Raw genomic sequence first — 21,896 nt, 5'->3', positions numbered from 1 at the left:
GCTCCCCTTTCTTTTAGATCGTATCCGTTATCACAGCAGATACGCAAAGCATTGATTATTCTACAATTTTCAGGTCTTCACCAAGATCTACTTTCAATTGTGCTTCCATTGATTCCAATGCCTGATCTGGCGTTTGCTTGCCTAATTCCACAGCCTGCAGCGAATTCCAAAATACATTGCTGTACTTAGTAAATCCTTCATGATTCGGAAGAAAAGTTGTATATTCTGACATATACGCTATATTTCCTAAAGTAAGATCTGTTTTAAATTCCGGATCTTCTGCCGCTCTTTCAGTGACAGGAAGGTGGAAAGTTTGGAGATTATGCTCTGTCTGCAGCTTAGGATCAGCCACCAGTTCCAGCAATCTTTTTGTTAAATCTGGATGTTTAGTTTTAGCATTTACAGTATAAAGAAATGGATGGGATAAAGTTATAGGTTCTCCTCCTTTTTCAGCAGCTGGAACAAGCATCATACCGAAATTTTCATTAACCCATTTAGCATCAACCTTGCCTAACTGATCGTGAAAATTGTCATTGCCCCAATTAAAAACATTCCAAATTCCTCCATAATAAAATAATGTCTCGCCATTTACAACCATTCTATGGACATTCTTCCATTCCATTGAAATTAATTTATCGGGGAGCAGCTTCTTCTGAGCCAGTTCATAGTGGTAAGCCAGCTGTTTGCCAACTGCACTTTTATCCAACACTATTTTGTTATCCTCTTCACTATAAAGTTGTCCTCCAAAAAGATAATTAAAATAATGAAAATCTGCACCATTTACCGGGCGATGAATAACTCCATATTTAGCCTTTCCCTGCTTTACAACTTCTTCAGCAAGTTTTGTCATATCATCAAGAGTAAACTCTCCCCTCCTGACTTTCTCTGGAAGTTCTTCAATTTCAGTTTCATTCCAGCCCAGGTCCTTTAGTATGTTTTTGTTATAAAATACCGGGCGGGCTTCGTTATCTTGAAGTGCTCCCCATATATGTCCATTATAAGAAGCTGCGTCCCATAATTTAGGGAATACATCCGCATACTCTTTAGAATCTCTCAGCTCATCCAGCGGCATGATATAATTACCATCTGCAAGCCAGCCAATTGTCTCATGTGGTGTTATATAGATATCGGGTGCTTTTCCTGCCTTCGCAGAGAGCATAAACTGTTTTGCATATTGATCCCATCCTCCATCGAATGACTTGGGTTCAACCTTGACCTGGATGTCCTTTCCCTGAGACTTCAACTCCTCATTCAATTTCTCTGACGCCTTCTCAAGATTCGTTAATCGTGTGACTTCAGCCCCCTCGCTCCATGCTGATATAGTAACCACTCCATTATCCGCTGGCTGTGCATCCGCCTCTGATTGTTTTTGACAGCCTGTTAAAGCCGCAGCAGCCACTGTCAAAAACGAAACTAAACTTAGTACACTTTTTTTCACTTTGTTTCCTCCTCATTTAGTTTTATAGATTACTAGTATCCATTCAGCAATTAAAACAAGAGATGTTAAATAGAGAAGCTGCTGGTTCTAATATGGGAACGTTCCCATATAAGAACCAGCAAACAATTAATATCTTAAATTTCTCTTTTCCGAGTACTTTCACGTTCAATCAGCCTGGGCTTGTACTCGATCATTTCGAGCTTTACTTCCTGCCTTTTAATAATTTGCTCCAGCACAGTAACTGCATCATACCCCATTTTTGTCTTTTCAATATGCACCGTTGTAATAGAAGGGGTTGATATTTCGGTAAAATCAATATTATCAAAGCCCATTACAGCTATATCATCAGGTACTTTAAGACCTAAATGATTCATTTCCCGAATTGCTCCAAATGCCAGAATATCATTTGTTGCAAAAATAGCATCTGGTTTATTATGGGAACGCTCCCATATCGCTAAAAAAGCTTCTCTTCCACTTTCAAACTTAGAGTTTTTTGTCTGATCTACCATATTTTCATTTAATTGGCACCCCAGCTCTTTTAACCTGCGAGAAAAACCCTTGTACCGAAAACTATGGCTTCTGTGTTCTTGCGGCCCCACAATAACTCCAATATTACGGTAGCCAGATTGAAATAAATGATCGGCTGCTAACATTCCACCCTGCATATCATCGTTAACTATATTAATTACATTTTGCTTTTCGGTAGTTCCATTAACCATAATATAAGGAACTTTATATTTATCAATAAAATCAATTACTTCATCTTGAAGACGGCTGATGAGAATAATGCCATCAACTCTCTTGATGATCATGTCTTCAGTGGAGCTTAAAGACATCTCTTTTTCCGTTGTCACAATTACAGAATAACGATAATGATCAGCAGCCTCTAAAATTCCATCTAATACCTTCCCATAAAAAGGATGAGAGATTACTGGATAGTGATTAGCCATGATAATAACTCCAATTGTATTGGTCTGCTGAGAAACCATAGCTCTCGCCAATCCATTAGGCTGATATTTCAATTCTTCAATAACCTTCCAAACTTTCTGCCTTGTTTCCATACTTGTGTAGCCACTATTAGTTATTACTCTCGAAACTGTTGACTTGGATACCCCCGCCCTTTCAGCTATATCGTTAATAGTGTAGCTCATTTTGACCCTCCAGTTATATCTAGATTGTAAGCGTTTTACTTTTATTAAATATTAACAGTTGGTTAATATTTTGTAAATGTTTAATTTTTTAAATTTTATAATAATTTGCATGAGTGATGATTCTATTGCCCTTTTACTAGAATCTTTGTTCGTATATATCCATGGTTAATTCATCATTTTTCCCATTGTCAGCATCAGCAAACTGCGAGACAGACATTCACTTCTGCAGTTCCCCTTTTCGCTAATGGGCAGTATATTGAATGAGCTGCTCCTAACACTCCTACACGCGGTCCTTTTAAATCTTCAAAAAGAAATCCCCACTCTCAAAAGAGGGGGATTTTCTTCACTTTACAGACTCTCAATAATTTTACCGGCAGTTTCTGCCCCATTTTTAATACAATCAGGGATGCCGACACCGTAATAAGAGCAGCCTGCAAGCCATATTCCAGGGTATTCCCGGCCAAGCCTGCTTTCAAGCGTTGCTACTGTCTCAGGATGGGAAATCAGATAATTTGGCATTTTTTCTGTCCACTTTGTTAATTCACTTGCCAAAGGCTCAGCCGTTATGCCAAGGCTTTTTTCTATATCAGCCAGAGCCGCCTGCAGCATTTCTTCTTCATTCATTTCCTTTAGAGAGGCAAAGGCCGGATGGCTGCTTTTATAAAATAACCTAACAAGCAAATTACCGCTTTCTGACGTATGCTTCCACTTGCGGCTTGTCCATGTACATGCATTGCAGGTCAGTTCAGCCGTATTGGCCGTGATGAAGCCTGTCCCGTCTTCAGGCAGCTCGCTGTCTGGTATATCATAAGCAAGATAAATTGAGATCAGGGAACTGTTCTTCAACGGTTCGAACTCCGCTTTCAGCTCCTTATCATCGAATAGGGATTCAGCGGCATTATGCGGAATGCTCAGCACTATATGATCCGCCTCCAGGGTTTCGCCATTTGAGAAAACAACTATATATCCATGATCCGATTTTTCTATTTTAACAGCCTGTTTGTTTTTTAAGATTTCTGTTTCGTCCAATCTTTCCTCATAAGCGTCAATTAAGGCATCCAAACCCTTTTTAAAGGAAAGGAACTTCTTTCCCCCGCCGCTCTGGAACACCTTTTTATTTTCCTCGAAACCTCTTATGATACTGCCGTATTTTTCTTTATAATCAAACACCTGCGGAAGAGTCGAAGCGATGGTTAAGTCACTGAGATTCCCTGAGTATACTCCCGAGAGAACAGGCGCTATTTGTTTTTCCACCAGTTCTTTACCAAAGAAATGCTCAAGGAAATCGCCGATCGAATCATTCTTAGTAAAGCGGTCATTTTTCGTATAAAAATCTTTCAGGGCTTCAACCTTTCCTTCTGCTGAAACTAGCGTGGATTTGGCAAGAGATTCAACACTGGCCGGGATTCCAAATACAGCATCTGCCGGGATCAGCTTCAGTTCGCCTTCAGTGTAAATATACGACCGTCCCGCCGCATTGTACACAACCTCTTCTTCCAAACCAAGCTCCTGGATAAAATTCATCGAATCCGCTTTGCGGGCAACAATCGAATCAGCTCCCGCTTCGATTGTGAAGCCGCCTTCCCTTACTGTGCGTATTTTTCCGCCAAGCTGTTCTGCAGATTCTGCCAGCACCAGCCGTATATCCTGATTGTTTTCTTTTTTCCACTTATTCAACTCATACATGGCGGACAACCCTGTTACACCGCCGCCTATGACTAATACTGTTTTCACTTGTATGCACCTCAGTTTACATCCAATTCATTATATAAAGTGTACCACAACCTGTAGAGGTGAAAGTATGTAAGGGTTTGTCCATTTTTCAAAAAAAAAAACAATTATTATTTCCTGAACCAATTCGCGTGCTCATCCATATGCAAAAAAGGAATATCCGTATCCACTTCACCAGTGATTCTATTCATTTCAATATCCTCGCCTTGGAGCCATCTTCTGAAGTCAAAAACAACTGGGTCCCTGTCGCCGCCGAGCGAAAACCAGGCCTTCATCTCCTGCGGCAGATAGGCTGAAGTATGAATGGTCCCCGCCCAGCTTCCATAAAGATCTGAAAAGACACCTTTATCACTATCATTCAGAAGGCGGAATGCATCATGTGCATCCAGATGCCCATCCTGACGGCTTTTCATGACATCCAGCCTTCGCACGCTGTCAGCCAGATGGTTGCGGTTTTCATCCTGCATGATTTCAAAATGATTTGTACAGGCAGTCGTCTGACGGACCTCTACACCTCTCGGAGACGTTTCCACTGCATATGTCTCTCCGCTTGTGTCATACACAACGTATGTAAAGGAATTGCGGTGCGGAATTTCCTTCAGCATCTCAACCGCTTCTTTAACATTTGCACATGCCTCCAAAATCAGGCGTCCGATCATGCAGCAGATAAAGCCATCAGCAGGCTTTTTACGGTTCATGAAATTATACCCGATGACAAGTCCTTTTTCATTCATGCCATCCATCCGGCCAGTTACCCTCTGGCTGGGCCCCATAATTGCATAGCCCTGATCGGTTGGCTGATAAAAAGTATAGCGCCCCTCATAGGTTTTCGGATGGTAATCATAGTTTCGGATTAGGTAATTATCCCCTGTCAGGATGGAACAGCCTGAGCGGACATAATCGAGGCGATATCCGCCAAACTCCTTTAACACCCTCTCCATCGGCCATTGCAATGCTTCCTGCAACCCAAGCAGCTCGTCCCAAATTCCGGGCGCAAACCTCGTAATGGCTTTTTTTACTTCTTCTTCATTTATTGAAAAACGCGGCTTCCGTACCTTCCATTGATCCTCCCGATTCCTAACAGAAAGAGAATCCTTTATTCTCTCTCCCTGCATAAAACCAAAATCAAAGTGATTGCCGCGGAATTGAATAATATCACTATAAATCTTTTTCAAAGCAGATCCCTCTTCTATTCGTTTCTTTTACTTAGAATAAAGGAAGGCAGCATGAAATTCCAGCCGAGGGATTTATGAAATTCTACATCTCTTTCAATTTAATGTTATAAAACCTCATACTTTTCGGAATCCCCTTTATCGCAAATATTCCGTTATAAATCAGGAATCTTACTCTATACTCAACAAAGCCATCCCCAATTGGCTCATCCAGATGCCCTATCACTAACCAGATTAATCTGGCTTATTTTATAAAACCCCAAACAATGAAAAACAATAAGAGTACACTGTTTAAAATAAGCATTTTCTTTATGCCAGTCCCTCTAAATGTAAAACCTATTTTGTGAAATATAATATCAACCACACTTTTACTAATAAAGAACATTCCAGCATATAAGAAGGAATTTACATTCGGTTGTTTGATTAAATAAATTATTAAAAACAGGATCCCTACAGTAATAAGAGAATGAAAAATGCCAAGTTGTGTTTCGTTGGTATTCTCTTTCATTTTCACTTCCCCCTCCAGTTAACAAAATACGTAAAAATCATTGTCTACTATATTATTAATTAATTATCCTGCAATTTCTCCATCAATATGATTACCCTTTGTAAATGAATTGGACTTCTATCTTTCCTACGAATGAACCTTAATACCAGTTCCATAAAAAGCTGATTTGTTGCAAAATAGATTTAAATCGCTTAAGATTTAATCGTACACGATTAAAAATAGGAGGTATCCCAATGACAACGGTTTATGATTTTGAAGTCAAGAAAACGAATGGTGAATTGAAATCTCTGAAAGAATACGAAGGAAAGCCTCTAATTATCGTAAACACAGCAAGCAAGTGCGGGTTGACGCCTCAATTTAAAGGGCTGCAGGAGCTCTATGAAAAGTATAAAGACAAGGGCCTTGAAATTCTTGGATTCCCTTGTGATCAGTTTAATAACCAGGAATTCGATAATATTGAAGAAACCACTGAGTTTTGTCAGCTCAATTATGGTGTGTCTTTCCCGATTTTCGCCAAAATTGATGTAAATGGCGACAATGCTGATCCCTTGTTTGCTTACTTGAAAGAACAGAAAAAGGGCATTCTCTCCAAAAACATTAAGTGGAACTTCACCAAATTCCTCGTGGACCAGGGTGGCCAGGTTGTAGCACGCTATGCGCCGACAACTGAGCCGGGAAAAATTGAGGATGATTTGACAAAGTTATTATAATGCCGGAATAGGTGATGATGTGAAGGATTTTTTTACACTGGATAAACAGCTTTGTTTTGCTGTTTATGAAACAGCAGGCGAATTTACCAAACTCTATACAAGTGCCCTTCAACCATTCGGCTTAACCTATCCGCAATATCTGGTTCTTCTGGCCCTTTGGGAAAAGGATGGCATGACAGCCAAAGAGCTCGGAGAAAGACTGAACCTTGGCACCGGGACACTTACCCCGATGATCTCAAGGATGATTGCTAACGGGTGGCTTCGAAAGGAACGCTCCAATGCGGATGAACGCAAGGTGTTTATTTTCCTAGAAGAAAAAGCATATAACGAAAAACAGGATATCACCAATAGTGTTGGTGAGGCCATTCAGACATGCAGCATTGAACTGGAAGAATATGAAGAGCTTATGAAGCTTCTAGGAAACCTGAGAATGAGGCTAAGGAGCAGAGTACCTCGCTGATGCGGGGTACTCTTTTCACAATTCCGTGTTTAATCCCTCCAAAAATAGCCATATTAAGGATAGTTAATATGGAAGGGAGCTAGCTTAAATGGATTTTTTACCAAGAGAGCAAGTTGTAAATTCACTGCAGGAGCCATTTCAGTCCTATATAGACAAATATGGAATCGACGATATCGGCATTTTCGAGGAAGAAGGCCAGGACCAGCACTGCTATATGGGATACACAGTGAAAAAAGCAGGGAAAACATATCATGTGCATAGCCCATTCCTTAAAGATGGGAATGGAGGACTATCACCTGAAAGAAATGAGTGGACCATTGAATCAGATGAACCCGATAATCCTGATAGAAGCGGATTCACCAGTATAGAACAAGCACTTCAGGAATTATAAAGACGTTGTGATTGAACTATATTAATATTTGAGTATTCCGTCTATAATGGAGTTGTATTTAAAGGAAGGAGTGGACGGGTTGGCTGTTAATGCCTATTTAAATTTTGATGGAAATACTCGTGAAGCAATTGAGTTTTATGTAAAAGCTTTCGAACTGGAAATGCCGGAGATTACCACTTTTGGTGATGCTCCGCAGAATCCTGAATACCCTCTGCCGGAGGAGGCCAAAAATCTGGTTATGCATTCAAGCCTTACTATTTGCGACAGTGCTGTTATGTTTTCAGATACATTTCCAGGTATGCCATTTACAGTAGGAAATAACATTAATCTAGCAGTTGTCATTGATGATCTGGACAACCTGAGAAAGTATTTTAAGAATCTGTCAGATGGCGGTAATGTAACTATGGAGCTGCAGGAAACATTCTGGAGCAAGAGCTTTGGCCAGTTAACAGATAAATTCGGCGTTAACTGGATGTTCAGCCACGAAAGTGAATAACATACATAGTCTAAATGGAGGCATGCGGCCTCCATTTTTTTATTCATTCAGCAAGTGATGGAGCATCCGATTCTTGTCATCGAAGAATTGCTTTATAATGCGGTAATGATTCGTTTCTTCGAGCTTCTTTTCCGATATGCCGTCATCAGTTAATTCAAATATGGCTGCATCCGGATAGGCCATAATAATCGGAGAATGGGTAGCAATAATAAATTGTGAATGTTCGCCTACCAAATCATGAATCCTTGTCAGCATGGACATTTGCCTCAATGGTGAAAGTGCCGCTTCCGGCTCATCCAGTATATAGATTCCGCTGCCGCGAAAACGATGAAGGAAGGTGGAGAAAAACGCTTCCCCATGTGACTGTTCATGTAAAGAACGGCCGCCAAAGGAATCAATCACTTTTGGTCCGCCGCCTTCCCTGTCCATTTCCTCAATATTGGAAGCTACATTATAGAAGCTCTCTGCCCTTAAGAAGAAGCCATCAGACGGCCTGTCAACGCCTTTTATTACCTTTAAATAATCGCCCAGTAAGGAATGTGAATCAAAGGTAGAAAAATTAAAATTGAATGATCCGCCTTCCGCATTGAACCCTAATGCAACCGCAACTGCCTCCAGCAGAGTTGACTTCCCCATCCCATTCTCGCCGATCAGAAAGGTAACTTTTGGGTGAAAAGCCATCTCATCCAGTTTTTTCAGACTTGGAAGACTGAAGGGATACTGCTTGAAGGATGGTATATCTTCTCTTTTAAGCCTAATGCCTCTTACATATGGTGAACTTAATAGATCCATATAAATACCTCATCTAAATTATAATCAGCTATTTGCCATCAGGGCTGAAGCCCGCTTTGGATACTCCTAATTGAATGGGCGCATCTTGAAATTCCTGCTCCAGCATTTTAAGAACCACTTTATATGCAGATGGATTATACCATTTCTCCAAACCAAGCTCATCAAAAATTTTGCGGATTCCCATTCTTTCGGTCCTACTTCCTCCGCTTCCATCTCCCATCCAAAAATCGTCAATTGTCACACGGTTTGCAATTGATTTAAGTTTTGCAGGAAACTCCCGAGAGCATGGAAGTAAAGGGGCCAATGTTGCCTGAGTAATAATTCCTGCATCTTTTATGTCTTTTAGTGCAGCCATTCTAGCCGGGATCGGAGGGGCCGCGGGTGTAAATGCCTTTCTGACTTCCTCCTTGTCTGTCTCGATTGTCATGGAAATTCTGATTCTATCTCCGAATCGCTGAAATAGATCAATATCTCTTTTCACCATTGGCGAACGGGTTTGAACATGTAAAAAGTCAGGCTGATTTTCAACCATTACTTCCAATAAACTTCTGGTCAGTTTTGAGGTATATTCAATCGGCTGGTATGGATCAGTGGAAGAGGACATAAATAAAGCCACTTTTCCCCTTCTTTTAGCTTTAGCCAATTCCTTCTCTAAAAGCTCGGCCGCATTTGATTTTATATCAATCCACTCACCCCATTCCTCTTCACGGAAAATGGAGACAGGGAGCTCCCTTACATAGCAATATTTACAGCCAAAAGTGCAGCCCGCATAGGGATTCATTGAATGAGTAAAATTGTCTATCGCACCCTTGGCAGGTGTTAAGATACTTTTTGATGCGATTTCTTTAAGTTGTATGTTCAAGTTATCACAAAATCGAATGTATGTTCTGTTTTAAAAATAACACTGTGATCTCCTGATGTCAACAATAAGCAGTCACTTATCCTGTCCTTACAGGATGAGAAATACCGCCTTTTTTAATTATGGGAAGATAGTCTTTTTTTAATCACGATTCCTGCTTAAATAATACAAAGCCTGACCCATTAATTGGGCTAGGCTTTACCTTTTTATGTTCCGCAATACGTACGGTAGGGAATGCCGGATGAATCCGGCAGTTTGCAGTATTCTTCCTGCTCTTCCCTATAAGCATAAGGATTCTCGAGCGCTGCAAGAAGCTTTATCATCACGCTGTAATCTCCATTGTTAACAGCGGCATCCAGAGCTTCTTCCACCCGGTGGTTTCTCGGGATGATGGCCGGATTGCTGGCCCTCATTAACTGATTTGCCTCTTCTTTCGTTTCCTTCTGCCTCGTCAGCCTTTCCTGCCATTGACCATGCCAGCCGGCAAAATCCTGATCATTACCTAACACAGTGTTCTCAATGTCTCCCAATGTTAAGGAACGGAATGTATTTGTATAATCGGCTTCAGACCTCTGCATCACCTTTAGAAGTCCTGTAAAAAGGGCTTCATCTTCTGCTTCTTCATTAAAGATCCCCAGCTTTTCCCTCATGCCGGAAAGCCAATGGTCCTGATACATTTTATTGTATTCTGAAATGGCGCCCTGAGCTATTTTAACAGCTTCTTTTTCATCTTCATGCAGCAGAGGCAAAAGAGTTTCCGCAAATCTCGCCAGATTCCAGCCGCCAATATACGGCTGATTTCCATAAGCATAACGGCCTTCTCTGTCAATGGAACTGAAAACAGTTGCCAAGTCATACTTATCCATAAAGGCGCACGGACCATAATCAATCGTTTCCCCGCTGATTGACATGTTGTCGGTGTTCATGACTCCATGGATGAAGCCAATATGCTGCCATTTCGCAATAAGTTCAGCCTGCTTCTGGATCACCTTCTGCAGGAGAGCAAGGTAAGGATTTTCAGCTTCTTTCAGTTCAGGATAATGGCGCTCAATCGTGTAATCTGCCAGGGTTCTAAGCTCCTCAACCGGTCGCCAATTCGCCGCATATTGAAAAGTCCCCACCCGTATATGGCTATCCGCCACTCTTGTCAGGATCGCACCCGGAAGCATAGTTTCCCGAATAATAGCTTCCCCTGTTGTTACAACCGCCAGACTGCGGGTCGTGGGAATTCCAAGTCCATGCATGGCTTCACTGATAATGTACTCCCGGAGCATCGGGCCCAAGGCCGCCCGTCCATCTCCACCGCGCGAAAAAAGCGTTCTGCCGGAGCCTTTCAGCTGAATGTCAACTCGTTTATCTTCAGGTGTAATCTGCTCGCCAATCAGCATTGCCCGTCCATCCCCAAGCATATTAAAATGTCCAAACTGATGTCCTGCATAAGCTTGAGCAAGAGGTTCAGCTTCTACTGGAACTTGAGAGCCTGAAAGGACCGCGATGCCTTCACTTGTCAAGGCATCAATATTTAATCCCAGAGATTTCGCCAGGCGTTCGTTAATGATCACCAGCTCAGGGGATTGTACAGGGTTTGGCTTCATTTTTGAGAAGAAAGTCTGCGGGAGTCGCGCATAGCTATTATCAAAATTCCATCCGATTTCATTGCTAATTGTCATCAGTACTCCTTCCTTACCTTCATGGTTTTATAGTCATTTTCCTTTATTATACCCTTTCTTGTAAAACATAGCGGGCATCTTTTTGTATGTAAAAAAACCTGACAGCCGGGATTTTCATCCTCGGGCGGTCAGGCTTTCTCATGCTTATGCATCTTGCTCAAACGTTTTACAGGCTGTTTCCTCTATTTCATCCGCTTCACGGCCATTCTGGCCAATCACATAAATAGAGTCAGCTACACATTTATCACCTTCAGCCCAATACTTACAGTTTTCCACGTTACACAAAACTTCTACTTCCATTTTTGGCCACCTCCTATGGATTTAGTGATTATATACCCCTTTTTCTAATCATTAACCATGTGGAATAATGTTCCAAATATTGCGAGGTGGCCTTGGAGAGAATTAATCTGAGAGGATTAGGCTTCTTAGTTTCTTTGTCATTTGCGGTGAAGTCTGGTAAATATCACCATTGGTAATATACATGAAGGTGCTATTTTCATTATTCTCACCGAGCCATAAGTGAATGCCGTGAGAAGGTAGATTTCCTTTGTATTCTACTGCTATATCATACTGAGGTGCACTGATATCTGGATTGCCTGATTGTTTTACAGCAGTTTTTATTGCTTTTTCAAACACAGTGATTGATTTTCTATCCTTGAAAGAACTAAAACTTTCTTCATTAATTCCGCCTAAACCTTCTGATTTTGAAACTTTGATTTCTCTGATTTCTTCATCCAGGAGAACCATTGTTTCAGCTGATTGACAGCCTGTTATGATAGCAAAAGAAAATGCCATGAATGTACATAATAAAATAGCTTTCATCCTCATACCTCAAGTTTAATATTTTGATTCTTTTCCTATAAATTATGTTTTCCTTAGCAATGCTGTCCGTTGATTGCAGCGAAAGGCTGCTCGCTTTCCGCGGGGCGGGCGGTGAGCCTCCTCGGCGCTTCGCGTCTGCGGGGTCTCACACTTCCCTCTCCTCCCGCAGGACATGAATAAGCTTCCTCGAATGAACACCGCACGAAGGAAATGCGTCTGCATTTTCGAGGTTCAGTGCCTTCCGCTCCAATCAACTCAGTAAATTAAACTATGTTATGAAAAATCAACAAACGCGAAAACAGCCTTAAAAAAGAAGGATGGAGCACAAGCCCATCCTCCTCCTATAGTAATCATATATTTTGTTCAAGATTCTTTGAAGCAAAGGCATCTAGCAATTCACGCACTTCATTTGTTGACCTGGTGTTCATCAAATGATTTCTTAGTGCACTTGCCCCTGGGAATCCTTTGACATAGATTTTGAAGAAGCGATGAAGAGCTGTGAACGGCCGCAGCTCTAAATGTGAATATTGATCATGGAGATCCATGTGCAACCTTAAGAGGTCCAGCAATTCCTCACTAGTGTGATCCTTCTTCTCTATTTCAAAGGCAAATGGATTATGGAATATGCCTCTTCCGATCATAACTCCATCAATTCCGTATTTCTCGGCAAGCTCCAAGCCTTTTTGACGGTCAGGAATATCTCCATTAATGGTCAAAAGGGTATCCGGTGCCACCTGGTCGCGAAGTTCCTTAATCTCCGGAATCAGCTCCCAATGAGCTGGCACTTTGCTCATTTCGTCCCGTGTACGCAGATGGATGGAAAGATTCGCAATGTCCTGCTCCAAAATATGCTTCAGCCAGGTCTTCCATTCGTCTATTTCCGTGAAGCCAAGCCTTGTCTTAACACTAACCGGCAAGCCTCCTGCTTTGGCTGCCTGTATTAGTTCTGCTGCCAATTCAGGGCGGCGGATCAGACCGCTTCCCTTCCCGTTCTGGGTCACATTAGGTACGGGACAGCCCATGTTGATATCTATTCCCTTAAAGCCCATTTCCGCCATCCCAATACTCATTTGACGGAAGAACTCAGGCTTATCCCCCCATATATGAGCGACAATTGGCTGTTCATCCTCTGTAAAGGTCAAACGGCCGCGCACACTTTTTATCCCATCAGGGTGACAATAACTATCTGAGTTTGTAAATTCAGTAAAAAACACATCTGGTCTGGCTGCTTCACTCACCACATGGCGAAAAACAACATCTGTCACTTCTTCCATTGGTGCCAGTATAAAAAATGGCCGTGGTAACTCTAGCCAAAAATTTTCTTTCATCGTTTAATTCCAATCCTCTCATTAAGGGATATCTTAATAACTCCATATCCCTAATTTAAAAAGCAGCATACCTATGCTTCTTTTACACTTATACCATGGTTAAGGGCTTTTTATCAAACACCCTGCAGAAGTTTAAAATTTCATACAATGGCTGAGATGTGGCAGTTTGTCCCTTCTGATGAGACACTTTGCCGCCTGTCCGCCTTGCATTTACTATTCCCTTTTTGCTTCGAATGGTTCACACCAGATTTTTAATCACTAATTATCCAGTTCGAAATCATTTTCCTGAAAATGTTTTGCTTGCGTCTTTTGATTTAAGTACGCTTCAAATTTTGATCCAAACAGTGTTTCAAGTCTCAGGTTGCGTGAATATTGAGGATCTCCCTTCCATTTTGGCAGTCTTCAAATCGATAACCTCTTGAAAATCTGAGAGGGCAAACCCTTATATATAGTAAACAGCAAAAGGACAGGGTAAATTAAATTTAATCTGACCGAGTAAAACACCAGGAACGGAACCTTTAAAGCTGACTGAAAAAGAGAGACTATATAATACATTTTGTAAGTATTCTTTGAAGTACTCTCTGGTATGCTCAGGCGCGAGTGCTTTAATGAGGTCAATCCTCCATTAGGCGGGTCAGGAAAATCCTTTGATAAAGCAAAAAAGAACGGTTGTCAGCATACCGCTCCTCATTCAGATTTGTTCCAGTATAGGTCTGAAACATATTCTATAAAAGTTTCATGTTGTTTTTGAGAAAACTTCCACAGCTTTACTCAGCTTCAACTACTCTCGCGACATCATGTCCGCACTGCTGACATTTGCCCTTCAGAACTATCCCAAATTGATGGTCTTCAATCGTAAAACTCTCAATTGTGATAACATCATGACAATTTGTACAAAGGACATTTTTTCTCAGTTTGCTTCTAAACTCTTTAGGAATGGAGAGCCATTTTTTATTCGCATCCACTGAATTCTCCCCCCCTTCTAAAATGATACAAACGCAATAAAATAAGCATTTTTTATTGCCACAACCTCCTGCGCAAATTTCTGATCGCCATCCAACCACTTTAGAACAGGCTTTGAAGTTGACTCCATTCTCAGGCCTGCATTATGCGGACTGAGATTGAGTCACCGCTTGTTTATATCAGCTTCGAATATCTTGTAAAAAATCAACCATGACCTCAATAAATTCTTCAGGCTTATCGTAATGTATATCGTGACCCGGAGAATCCACATCAATTCTTTTTCCATTTTTCAATAACCCAACTGCCCTGTCAGCATCTTCATCAGATAATGCAGCAACTAATAAATCTCCATCATAGCTTGTATCAGCTTTAATAAATACAGCAGGACTATCAATTTTTGATAACACTTCTGATTGGTTATAGTCCTGAAACCAGCTATTATCATAAAAGGCTTCTCCAAATTGGCGGTCATACTGATAAGTGGCAGATTCAAAAATTCTGTTTATCTGTGGCGGCAGATACTTTATGTGTACAGGTTCATTAGGATGTTTCTCATGATATGCTACAGCGTCTTTAGAAAACTTGTTCCAAAGAAGGTCCCCAAACATATTCTTCCAATAACTTTTTTCTAAACTATACTTGAAGTAGTCCTTCTCTTCATCCTGGTTCTTGAAGTATTCATATAATTGAAAACCGTATACCCACACATAGGTATTTTCTCTTCTGCCTGGTTCAGTTGAAAAGAAAGGCGAATCTTCAATTACTATACCAAGCACTTTGTCTGGCGAGTATGCTGCCATCCACGCAGCAATCATGCCGCCTGACGAATGGCCGGAAACCACTGTTTTTTCTCCTATTACAGCCTCAATAAATTCTGTAAAATCTTCTGCCATTTCTTTAGCCATATATTTCTCAGGATTTCTTTCTGATTCTCCATGACCATGGCAATCAACTGCAAACACATGATAATGCTTAGACAATTCTGGCAGCACTTTCGCATAATCCTCCCATGACATGCCTTGACCATGAATCAAAAGAAGTGGGGTCTTTCCATTGCTTGGACCTTCTCCATAATTTAAAACTGTACCATCCTTTAGCTCTGCTTGTTTTTCAATAAAACCCGCCCGATACATTTTTTTAAGCGGCTTCTCCATATAAGTACTATTTTTATAAAAATAACCCCCAACCATAAATAAAACAAATACGACTATTCCACTTAGTATGATTTTCTTTCTTTTTTTCAACCATATCGCATCCTTTCCTGTTTAAAGAGGATGGCTACTCCTTGCATTCTTTCGCTTTAAACACAGCTTCTGCAAAATGCATAAATTTATCGTGCTTAACGAGGGCAATTCCCTGAGCCTCATCACCTAGAACTAACAAGGAGTCTTCAGGTGAAATATTAAATATCTCCCTGGCTTTCTTAGGAATGACAATTTGTCCTCTTTCTCCAACCTTAACGGTCCCAAATACGTGTTTTCCTTCAGGCTGAATCCCTATTCCATCCCTTTGCTTCGAATGATTAACTAAATCATCCAAGCTCACCTTATACAATTGTGCCAGCGCTAAACAATTATTGATATCAGTTACCGTTTCCCCATTTTCCCATTTTGCAACTGCTTGTCTGGATATCCCTAATTTTTCAGCAATCTCTTCTTGGGTATATTTATGTGTTTTCCGTAAATCTTTCAGGTTCATATTTATCATATTTTTCACACCCTTTATTTTAATTAAATCATGTTTTTAGCATACTTCAACCAACCATTCTAAACATATCATGTAATGTTTAGTTTACATTTTCCTAAACTGCAGGCAACAAAGACCTAGACAGGCTAATTAACATTCAACTTGTGCGATACATTTAGCTTGCAGTACATACGAATCAGGAAACAGATTTCAATTCAAAACTGGCACGAAGGCCAAAAAACCCCTGAATGATTCATCCAGGAGAATACACATCTTTATTCATCTAAAGTCAACTCTCATTCCTTATGCAGTCAATCATAGTTAACACAATTTGAACAATGAAAGGGGTTATAGTATAAAATCCGGGTTCCTAATGAAGAGAACCCGGATATTACTATCATATGAGTGGGAATACTTATCCGAATCATTTCAGAAGTTAATTAAAATTAATCTTTACTTCTTTTCTAACAGACAGACCGCTTCGACATGTGCCGTCTGCGGAAACATATCCACAGGCTGAATGCCATTTACATGATATTTGGAGCTCAAGACCGAAATATCCTTCGCCAATGTGGATGGATTACAAGAAACATAAACCACTTTTTTCGGCTGGACCTTCAAAATCGTCTTTAACAGCTGCTGGTCCAGTCCTGTTCTTGGCGGATCGACGATGATGACGTCCGGTTTCCAGCCTTCTTTTGTCCATTTCGGAAGCCATTCTTCTGCTTTGCCGACCACGTATTGGGCATGCTTGATTCCATGGCGGGCCGCGTTTTTCTTTGCATCTTCGATGGATTCCCTGATGATATCCATGCCGCGGATTTCGGCTGCCTGATCTGCTACCCAAAGTCCGATCGTTCCGACGCCGCAGTATGCGTCCGCTACTTTTTCCTTGCCTGTTAAAGCCGCTGCCCTTTTGACTTCATTATAAAGCTTGACGGTCTGTTCAGGGTTCAGCTGGAAGAAAGTCCGTGCCGATAGTTCAAACTGAAGGTCTCCAAGTGTTTCCTGGATAAAGTCGCTGCCATCCAGATTGGTGGTTTCCTGTCCAAAAATTATGGAGGTTTTTTCCCCGTTCACATTTTGAATGATGGACTTTACTTCAGGGAGCTCATTTTTTATTTTTTCGATAATAATCTCTTTTTTAGGAAGCTCTTTTTGAGCTGTAATTAAGACGATCTGCAACTCCCCTGTCTTTATCCCCACCCTTGCAACGATGGTTCTTACGATGCCTTTTCGGTTTCTCTCATTATAAATAGGGATTCGCAGGTCCTGGAGTATCCGCTTCACTGTTTCTGTCGCCTTTGTTGTCTGCGGATGCTGGACTGCACAATGCTCAATATTAATCAGGCGGTGCGAATTCATGCCATATAAACCGGCCAGAACTTTCCCGTCTTTTAAGCCAACCTGGAACTGGCTTTTATTTCTGTAGCTCCAGGGATCTTCCATTCCAATGGTTTCTTTTATGTCCAGCTTCTCAGGATTCAGCTTTGTGTGCCGTTCTAAAGCTTGAATTATGATATCCCGCTTTTCCTTCAGCTGCTGATCATAGCGGAGATGCTGCAGCTGGCAGCCGCCGCACTCATGATAGACCGGGCATGGAGGCTGAACGCGGAACTCCGACTTTTTGCGGATTTTCTTGATTTTGGCCTCAGAAAACTTTGGATTTACCTTTGTTGCTTCTGCTACAATTTCCTCGCCGGGCAGTGCCCCAGGAACAAATACAACCTGCCTTTTAAAATAACCGACACCTTCGCCATTAATACCAAGCCTTTTGATTGTCAGCGGGAACGTCTGCTTTAGTTTTAATTTAGCTGTTTGTTCTTGTTTCATGATCCTTCATCACTCCAAATTATTCGATGCTTCTCCACAAATAAAGCGAAGCATAGCTCAAATAAGGATTCCAGCTCTTTGAAAATGTCTCCATTTCTTCAAGAGTCGGTTTCGCTTCTAATTTATATAATTTTTTCAAGGCATTCTGGATGCCGATGTCTGCAGCAGGAAAAAGATTTGGACGACCAAGCCCGAACATTAGGAAATTCTGAACAGTCCATGGACCGACACCGCGCAATTTGATCAGTTTATCATAAATTTCTTCATCTGAAAGGTTTTTAAGCTCATCAAAGTTTATTCTTCCCGCAGCCGTTTCTTTTGCAATGCCAATAACGTATTCAGCCTTCCGTCCGCTGAACTGCAGTTCCCTCAGGTCTTCCACCTTAAGTTCTGCCACTTCTTCGGGCAGCGGATAGAACCACACACCGTCTTGTTCAAATCCAAAGGTTTTTACAAATCGTTCTGTTAATGTGTGTGCAAACGCAAGGTTCAGCTGCTGGTGGATTATACATTTCAGAATACAGGCATATGGATCAAAGTCGAGCACAATAGGGGTCCCATAATGCTCTTCAAATATCGGCTGTAATTCTGTGTTTTGAAAATGTTTATGAATGGTCTCAAGCGGCAGATGCCAGTGGAATATTTCCGATAGGCGCTCAGCTGCCTTTTCCTTAAGGGGGCCATCCGTTCCGGAAATTAAAAACTCCGGCTGCTCCGTCGTTCCGACTCCCTTTACTTCTGCTACAACCGGCTGACGCTTAAGCATCATGGGCACTTTCACAGACCTATCCTCTATATTAACCTGATTAAGAGGATCGTTCGAAAGCCTGTCCAGTACGAGATCAAAATTATAAGGTCCTTCTACTTGTATCTTCTCCAAGAAGAATCCGTCCTTTATCATTTTCCCCGATTATAGCATTTTTTCGCTACAATTGTTTACCTATGCAAAAATAGACCCTTAAGAGCTGGGTCTATTTCTGCTATCATTGTATTTCTGCCAAGCTTCAGTACAGCATCCGTTCCCCAATCGCCTGCTCCCATGTCAAATCATCAAGGCTCTTAAACGTGTACCCCCGCTTTTTCAGATCCTGAATGGCTTTTTCAAGAGCATCGGCATTGTCCTTTGAGACTGTGTGCAGAAGCAGAATACAGCCAGGGTGGATCTGGCGCATAATATTGTCATAAGAATACTGCCAGCCCTTCTGCCGGTCAGTGTGCCAGTCTACAAAAGCTAGTGACCAAAATACATGCGTGTAGCCTTCCTTTTTAGCAAGAGCCAATGTGCGCTCACTGAATATACCTCGTGGCGGCCGCAGATAAGCCATTTGCTTAACACCCGTCAGCTTTTCGGTTTCTGCACGAACCATTTCGAGCTCTTTGATAAATTTCTCATCGCTCACTCTGGTCATATCAGGATGATGCCAGGAGTGATTGCCTATAATATGTCCTTCAGACGCCATCCTCTTAACTAGTTCGGGTGCACTTTTTAAATAATGGCCAGTTACGAAAAAAGCTGCAGGGACCTTTTCCTTTTTTAAAACGTCCAGGACCTGCCCGGTATAGCCGTTTTCATATCCATTATCAAATGTTAAATAGATCTCCTTTTTGCTTGTATCGCCCTTATAATAAGAACCATGCCGTTCAAGCAACGAATCGAGAGGCTTGCCTGCTTCCGCGGGCACCTCATTTTTTGCCTTCTTAAATCCCCAATGAACCGGCGAGTTGCCGTAGTTTGCATAAGCTGTTCCGGAAAAAAACAGAAAAAATACACTCAGGAAGATACTTAATTTTTTCATCTGAGCTCCTCCAATATTTTTTCTTAGTGTTTGTGAACGAAAAGAAAACATTCACAGGGCCAGCTGGCAAAAATGCACAAAAAAAGAGAGACCAGATGCAGTCTCTCTCGTTCCAATATTAAAATACACGCTCTTTGAATTGAGCCAATTTCTCAAGTGAAGATTTATCGACATCACGATGAAGGCTGTTGCCGTGGGAATCCATTGTTACCACTGCGGTAAAGCCTTCAACCTTAAGGTGCCACATGGCTTCAGGAATGCCGAATTCCATCAGGTCCACACCTTCAACAGACTTGATGCAGTCTGCGTAATATTGTGCAGCTCCACCAATCGCATTTAAGTAAACGCCGCCATGTTCCTGAAGTGCTGCTAATGTTTTCGGCCCCATACCGCCTTTTCCAATAACGGCACGGATTCCAAACTTTTTCATGATATCGCCCTGATATGGCTCCTCACGGATACTTGTAGTCGGACCGGCTGCTTTTACATGCCACTGGCCGTCTTCATCCTTCATCATAACCGGACCGCAGTGATAAATAACCTGTCCATTAAGGTCAACTGGAGCATCATGATCTATCAAGTGGTGGTGGATGGCGTCGCGTCCTGTGTACATCATGCCGTTGATTTGAACGACATCACCGACCTTAAGACCGCGAATCTGTTCTTCCGTGATAGGAGCCTGCAGTGTGATGATGTTTGTTTGCTCAGCTGTTTCTGCTGCTGCCGCTGTCTCAAGCTCAGCTTCAGTTGCACCAAAGTCAATGTGCTCGCCTTCCTGGTACATCCATTCATTAATTTCTCCTGTACCCATACTGATTGACACGCCAAGACGGCGGAACGCCCAGCAATTATAGGCAACAGATACGAAAAAGCTTGCCGGAATGCGGTTCATCACACCGACTTTACAGCCTAGAAGCGTTGTTTCCCCGCCGAAGCCCATTGTTCCGATGCCAAGCTCATTGGCATTTTCCATCACATAGTCTTCAAGCTTGCGAAGATCTTCATTCGGGTTCACATCATCTACAGAACGGAACAGCTGCTCTTTTGCCAGGTCATAGCCTGAAGAGCGGTCTCCTCCGATTCCCACACCGATGAAACCGGCGCTGCAGCCTTGTCCCTGGGCCTGGTAAACAGAGTGCATGATGCACTTGCGGATTCCATCCAGGTCGCGTCCAGCGCGGCCAAGACCGTCTAGTTCACATGGAAGGCTATATTGGATGTTTTTATTTTCACAGCCGCCGCCTTTTAGAATCAGACGTGCGTCAATATAGTCTTTTTCCCATTGCTCGAATTTAATAACCGGGGTGCCAAAGCCAAGATTATCCCCGCTGTTGGCGCCAGTTAAGGAATCAACAGAGTTCGGGCGAAGCTTTCCGTCCTTGGTTGCCTGGGCAATTGCATTTTTGATCGCTTCTTTCATGACCAGCTGGTTCGCACCTACAGGCGTCTTAATTTTGAATGTCGGCAAGCCGGTATCCTGACAGATTGGCGATACATTATCATCAGCCATTTTAATATTATTTGTAATCGTATCCAGGCTCATCGCCGCTCTCGTTCCGGCATTTTCTCTTTCTTTCGCTGATTTGATCGCACGGCGCACGTCACGCGGAAGATTCGTGGATGTTTCAACAATCAGCTGATACATGCTTTCCTGAAATTTGTCGATATTCATTGCTTAAGTCCCCTTCCCTTTGCTCCCTATATCGCTATATCTTTTATGAAAATTATAATTATTAATCGTCTTCCATTATACTCCTATCTGAAGCGTATTTAAAGGTAAAGGTTGCAATCGTTTACAGGATGAGGGCGAAGTATATTCAGGAGTAATTACCATTTTTCTTAGGACTCCGTCATTTCCGTCGTTATTCTACAATCCCACGGGAACCCGCGTTTCGCCGCAGCCCGCCGAAACTAAATGCCACCAGCTCCAAAAAAATATAAAAAAAAGAGCCCTCAGGCTCCTATGAACTGTGCCCCGATTTACGGACAGTTTAAAAAGCGCCTATGCGGCTAGTAAATGACCCCGGTATTGCACCGGGGTCATTTTATTTAAGCCCCATTGATAACGATGCTGGTTATATTCCTCGATC

The 21,896-nt window shown here is 41.9% G+C and carries 24 protein-coding genes; 4 read left to right on the top strand and 20 right to left on the bottom strand.

The window, feature by feature from the left end:
• Positions 1-55: 55 nt before the first annotated feature.
• From M3205_RS14665 to M3205_RS14640, 6 genes are all read right to left on the bottom strand, one after another.
• The gene (locus M3205_RS14665; protein ID WP_251170594.1) at positions 56-1,438 is read right to left on the bottom strand and encodes a sugar ABC transporter substrate-binding protein; all 1,383 of its coding nucleotides are present in this window, start codon (positions 1,436-1,438) and stop codon (positions 56-58) included.
• Between the two features lie 134 nt (positions 1,439-1,572).
• Positions 1,573-2,589 carry a LacI family DNA-binding transcriptional regulator gene (locus M3205_RS14660; RefSeq protein WP_251170593.1) on the bottom strand — a complete coding sequence of 339 codons (1,017 nt, stop codon included), beginning with the start codon at positions 2,587-2,589 and terminating at the stop codon, positions 1,573-1,575.
• A 348-nt stretch (positions 2,590-2,937) separates the two neighbouring features.
• A complete protein-coding gene (gene hemG, locus M3205_RS14655) occupies positions 2,938-4,323 on the bottom strand; it encodes a protoporphyrinogen oxidase (RefSeq protein ID WP_251170592.1) in 1,386 nt (461 codons plus the stop codon).
• A 107-nt stretch (positions 4,324-4,430) separates the two neighbouring features.
• Entirely contained in the window at positions 4,431-5,495 is a 1,065-nt protein-coding gene (locus M3205_RS14650) for a C45 family autoproteolytic acyltransferase/hydolase (RefSeq protein WP_251170591.1), read from the bottom strand.
• Between the two features lie 82 nt (positions 5,496-5,577).
• Complete coding sequence (locus M3205_RS14645; RefSeq protein ID WP_311315735.1) at positions 5,578-5,727, bottom strand: DUF3658 domain-containing protein; 150 nt, start codon at positions 5,725-5,727, stop codon at positions 5,578-5,580.
• 9 nt (positions 5,728-5,736) lie between these two features.
• Entirely contained in the window at positions 5,737-6,000 is a 264-nt protein-coding gene (locus tag M3205_RS14640; RefSeq protein ID WP_251170589.1) for a hypothetical protein, read from the bottom strand.
• Between the two features lie 233 nt (positions 6,001-6,233).
• Between M3205_RS14640 and M3205_RS14635 the strand changes: the two genes are divergently transcribed.
• The 4 genes from M3205_RS14635 (at position 6,234) to M3205_RS14620 (ending at position 8,057) form a co-directional block, all read left to right on the top strand.
• Positions 6,234-6,710: a glutathione peroxidase gene (locus M3205_RS14635; RefSeq protein WP_251170588.1), complete on the top strand. Its 477-nt coding sequence runs from the start codon at positions 6,234-6,236 to the stop codon at positions 6,708-6,710.
• A 19-nt stretch (positions 6,711-6,729) separates the two neighbouring features.
• Positions 6,730-7,170 carry a MarR family winged helix-turn-helix transcriptional regulator gene (locus M3205_RS14630; protein WP_251170587.1) on the top strand — a complete coding sequence of 147 codons (441 nt, stop codon included), beginning with the start codon at positions 6,730-6,732 and terminating at the stop codon, positions 7,168-7,170.
• Positions 7,171-7,258: 88 nt separating this feature from the next.
• On the top strand, positions 7,259-7,561 hold the full coding sequence (locus M3205_RS14625) for a DUF5634 family protein (protein WP_251170586.1): 303 nt from the start codon (positions 7,259-7,261) through the stop codon (positions 7,559-7,561).
• Positions 7,562-7,640: 79 nt separating this feature from the next.
• Entirely contained in the window at positions 7,641-8,057 is a 417-nt protein-coding gene (locus M3205_RS14620) for a VOC family protein (RefSeq protein ID WP_251170585.1), read from the top strand.
• 39 nt (positions 8,058-8,096) lie between these two features.
• On the opposite strand, the gene M3205_RS14615 is transcribed toward M3205_RS14620, so the two are convergent.
• The 14 genes from M3205_RS14615 to M3205_RS25935 all read right to left on the bottom strand — a co-directional run bounded on the left by M3205_RS14615 (position 8,097) and on the right by M3205_RS25935 (position 21,895).
• Complete coding sequence (locus M3205_RS14615) at positions 8,097-8,849, bottom strand: AAA family ATPase (protein ID WP_251170584.1); 753 nt, start codon at positions 8,847-8,849, stop codon at positions 8,097-8,099.
• Positions 8,850-8,877: 28 nt separating this feature from the next.
• On the bottom strand, positions 8,878-9,711 hold the full coding sequence (locus tag M3205_RS14610) for an SPL family radical SAM protein (protein ID WP_251170583.1): 834 nt from the start codon (positions 9,709-9,711) through the stop codon (positions 8,878-8,880).
• 203 nt (positions 9,712-9,914) lie between these two features.
• Complete coding sequence (locus M3205_RS14605) at positions 9,915-11,378, bottom strand: protein adenylyltransferase SelO (protein WP_251170582.1); 1,464 nt, start codon at positions 11,376-11,378, stop codon at positions 9,915-9,917.
• Between the two features lie 144 nt (positions 11,379-11,522).
• The gene (locus tag M3205_RS14600; RefSeq protein ID WP_076260238.1) at positions 11,523-11,678 is read right to left on the bottom strand and encodes a DUF1540 domain-containing protein; all 156 of its coding nucleotides are present in this window, start codon (positions 11,676-11,678) and stop codon (positions 11,523-11,525) included.
• Between the two features lie 102 nt (positions 11,679-11,780).
• Positions 11,781-12,200, bottom strand: a complete 420-nt coding sequence (locus M3205_RS14595; protein WP_251170581.1) for a hypothetical protein — start codon at positions 12,198-12,200, stop codon at positions 11,781-11,783.
• Between the two features lie 350 nt (positions 12,201-12,550).
• Positions 12,551-13,528, bottom strand: a complete 978-nt coding sequence (locus M3205_RS14590) for a tRNA dihydrouridine synthase (RefSeq protein WP_251170580.1) — start codon at positions 13,526-13,528, stop codon at positions 12,551-12,553.
• 767 nt (positions 13,529-14,295) lie between these two features.
• Positions 14,296-14,493: a hypothetical protein gene (locus tag M3205_RS14580; RefSeq protein ID WP_251170579.1), complete on the bottom strand. Its 198-nt coding sequence runs from the start codon at positions 14,491-14,493 to the stop codon at positions 14,296-14,298.
• A gap of 177 nt (positions 14,494-14,670) precedes the next feature.
• Positions 14,671-15,735: an alpha/beta fold hydrolase gene (locus M3205_RS14575; RefSeq protein WP_251170578.1), complete on the bottom strand. Its 1,065-nt coding sequence runs from the start codon at positions 15,733-15,735 to the stop codon at positions 14,671-14,673.
• 34 nt (positions 15,736-15,769) lie between these two features.
• Positions 15,770-16,198 carry a helix-turn-helix domain-containing protein gene (locus M3205_RS14570; RefSeq protein WP_251170577.1) on the bottom strand — a complete coding sequence of 143 codons (429 nt, stop codon included), beginning with the start codon at positions 16,196-16,198 and terminating at the stop codon, positions 15,770-15,772.
• 432 nt (positions 16,199-16,630) lie between these two features.
• Positions 16,631-18,010, bottom strand: coding sequence for a 23S rRNA (uracil(1939)-C(5))-methyltransferase RlmD (gene rlmD, locus M3205_RS14565; RefSeq protein ID WP_251170576.1), 1,380 nt, complete (start codon positions 18,008-18,010; stop codon positions 16,631-16,633).
• 19 nt (positions 18,011-18,029) lie between these two features.
• Positions 18,030-18,911 (bottom strand): DNA-3-methyladenine glycosylase family protein, encoded by an 882-nt coding sequence (locus tag M3205_RS14560; protein ID WP_251170575.1) that lies wholly within the window; start codon positions 18,909-18,911, stop codon positions 18,030-18,032.
• A gap of 103 nt (positions 18,912-19,014) precedes the next feature.
• Entirely contained in the window at positions 19,015-19,806 is a 792-nt protein-coding gene (gene pdaA, locus M3205_RS14555; protein WP_251170574.1) for a delta-lactam-biosynthetic de-N-acetylase, read from the bottom strand.
• A gap of 118 nt (positions 19,807-19,924) precedes the next feature.
• The gene (locus tag M3205_RS14550) at positions 19,925-21,478 is read right to left on the bottom strand and encodes a fumarate hydratase (protein WP_285886383.1); all 1,554 of its coding nucleotides are present in this window, start codon (positions 21,476-21,478) and stop codon (positions 19,925-19,927) included.
• A gap of 330 nt (positions 21,479-21,808) precedes the next feature.
• Positions 21,809-21,895, bottom strand: a complete 87-nt coding sequence (locus tag M3205_RS25935; RefSeq protein WP_396105258.1) for an IS3 family transposase — start codon at positions 21,893-21,895, stop codon at positions 21,809-21,811.
• Position 21,896: the final 1 nt, after the last annotated feature.

This window comes from Cytobacillus firmus (genome assembly GCF_023715565.1).
GTDB classification, from domain to species: Bacteria; Bacillota; Bacilli; order Bacillales; family Cytobacillaceae; genus Cytobacillus; species Cytobacillus firmus_C.
Note: the sequence above shows the minus strand (reverse complement) of the source record. Positions and strands in the feature narration are given on the sequence as shown.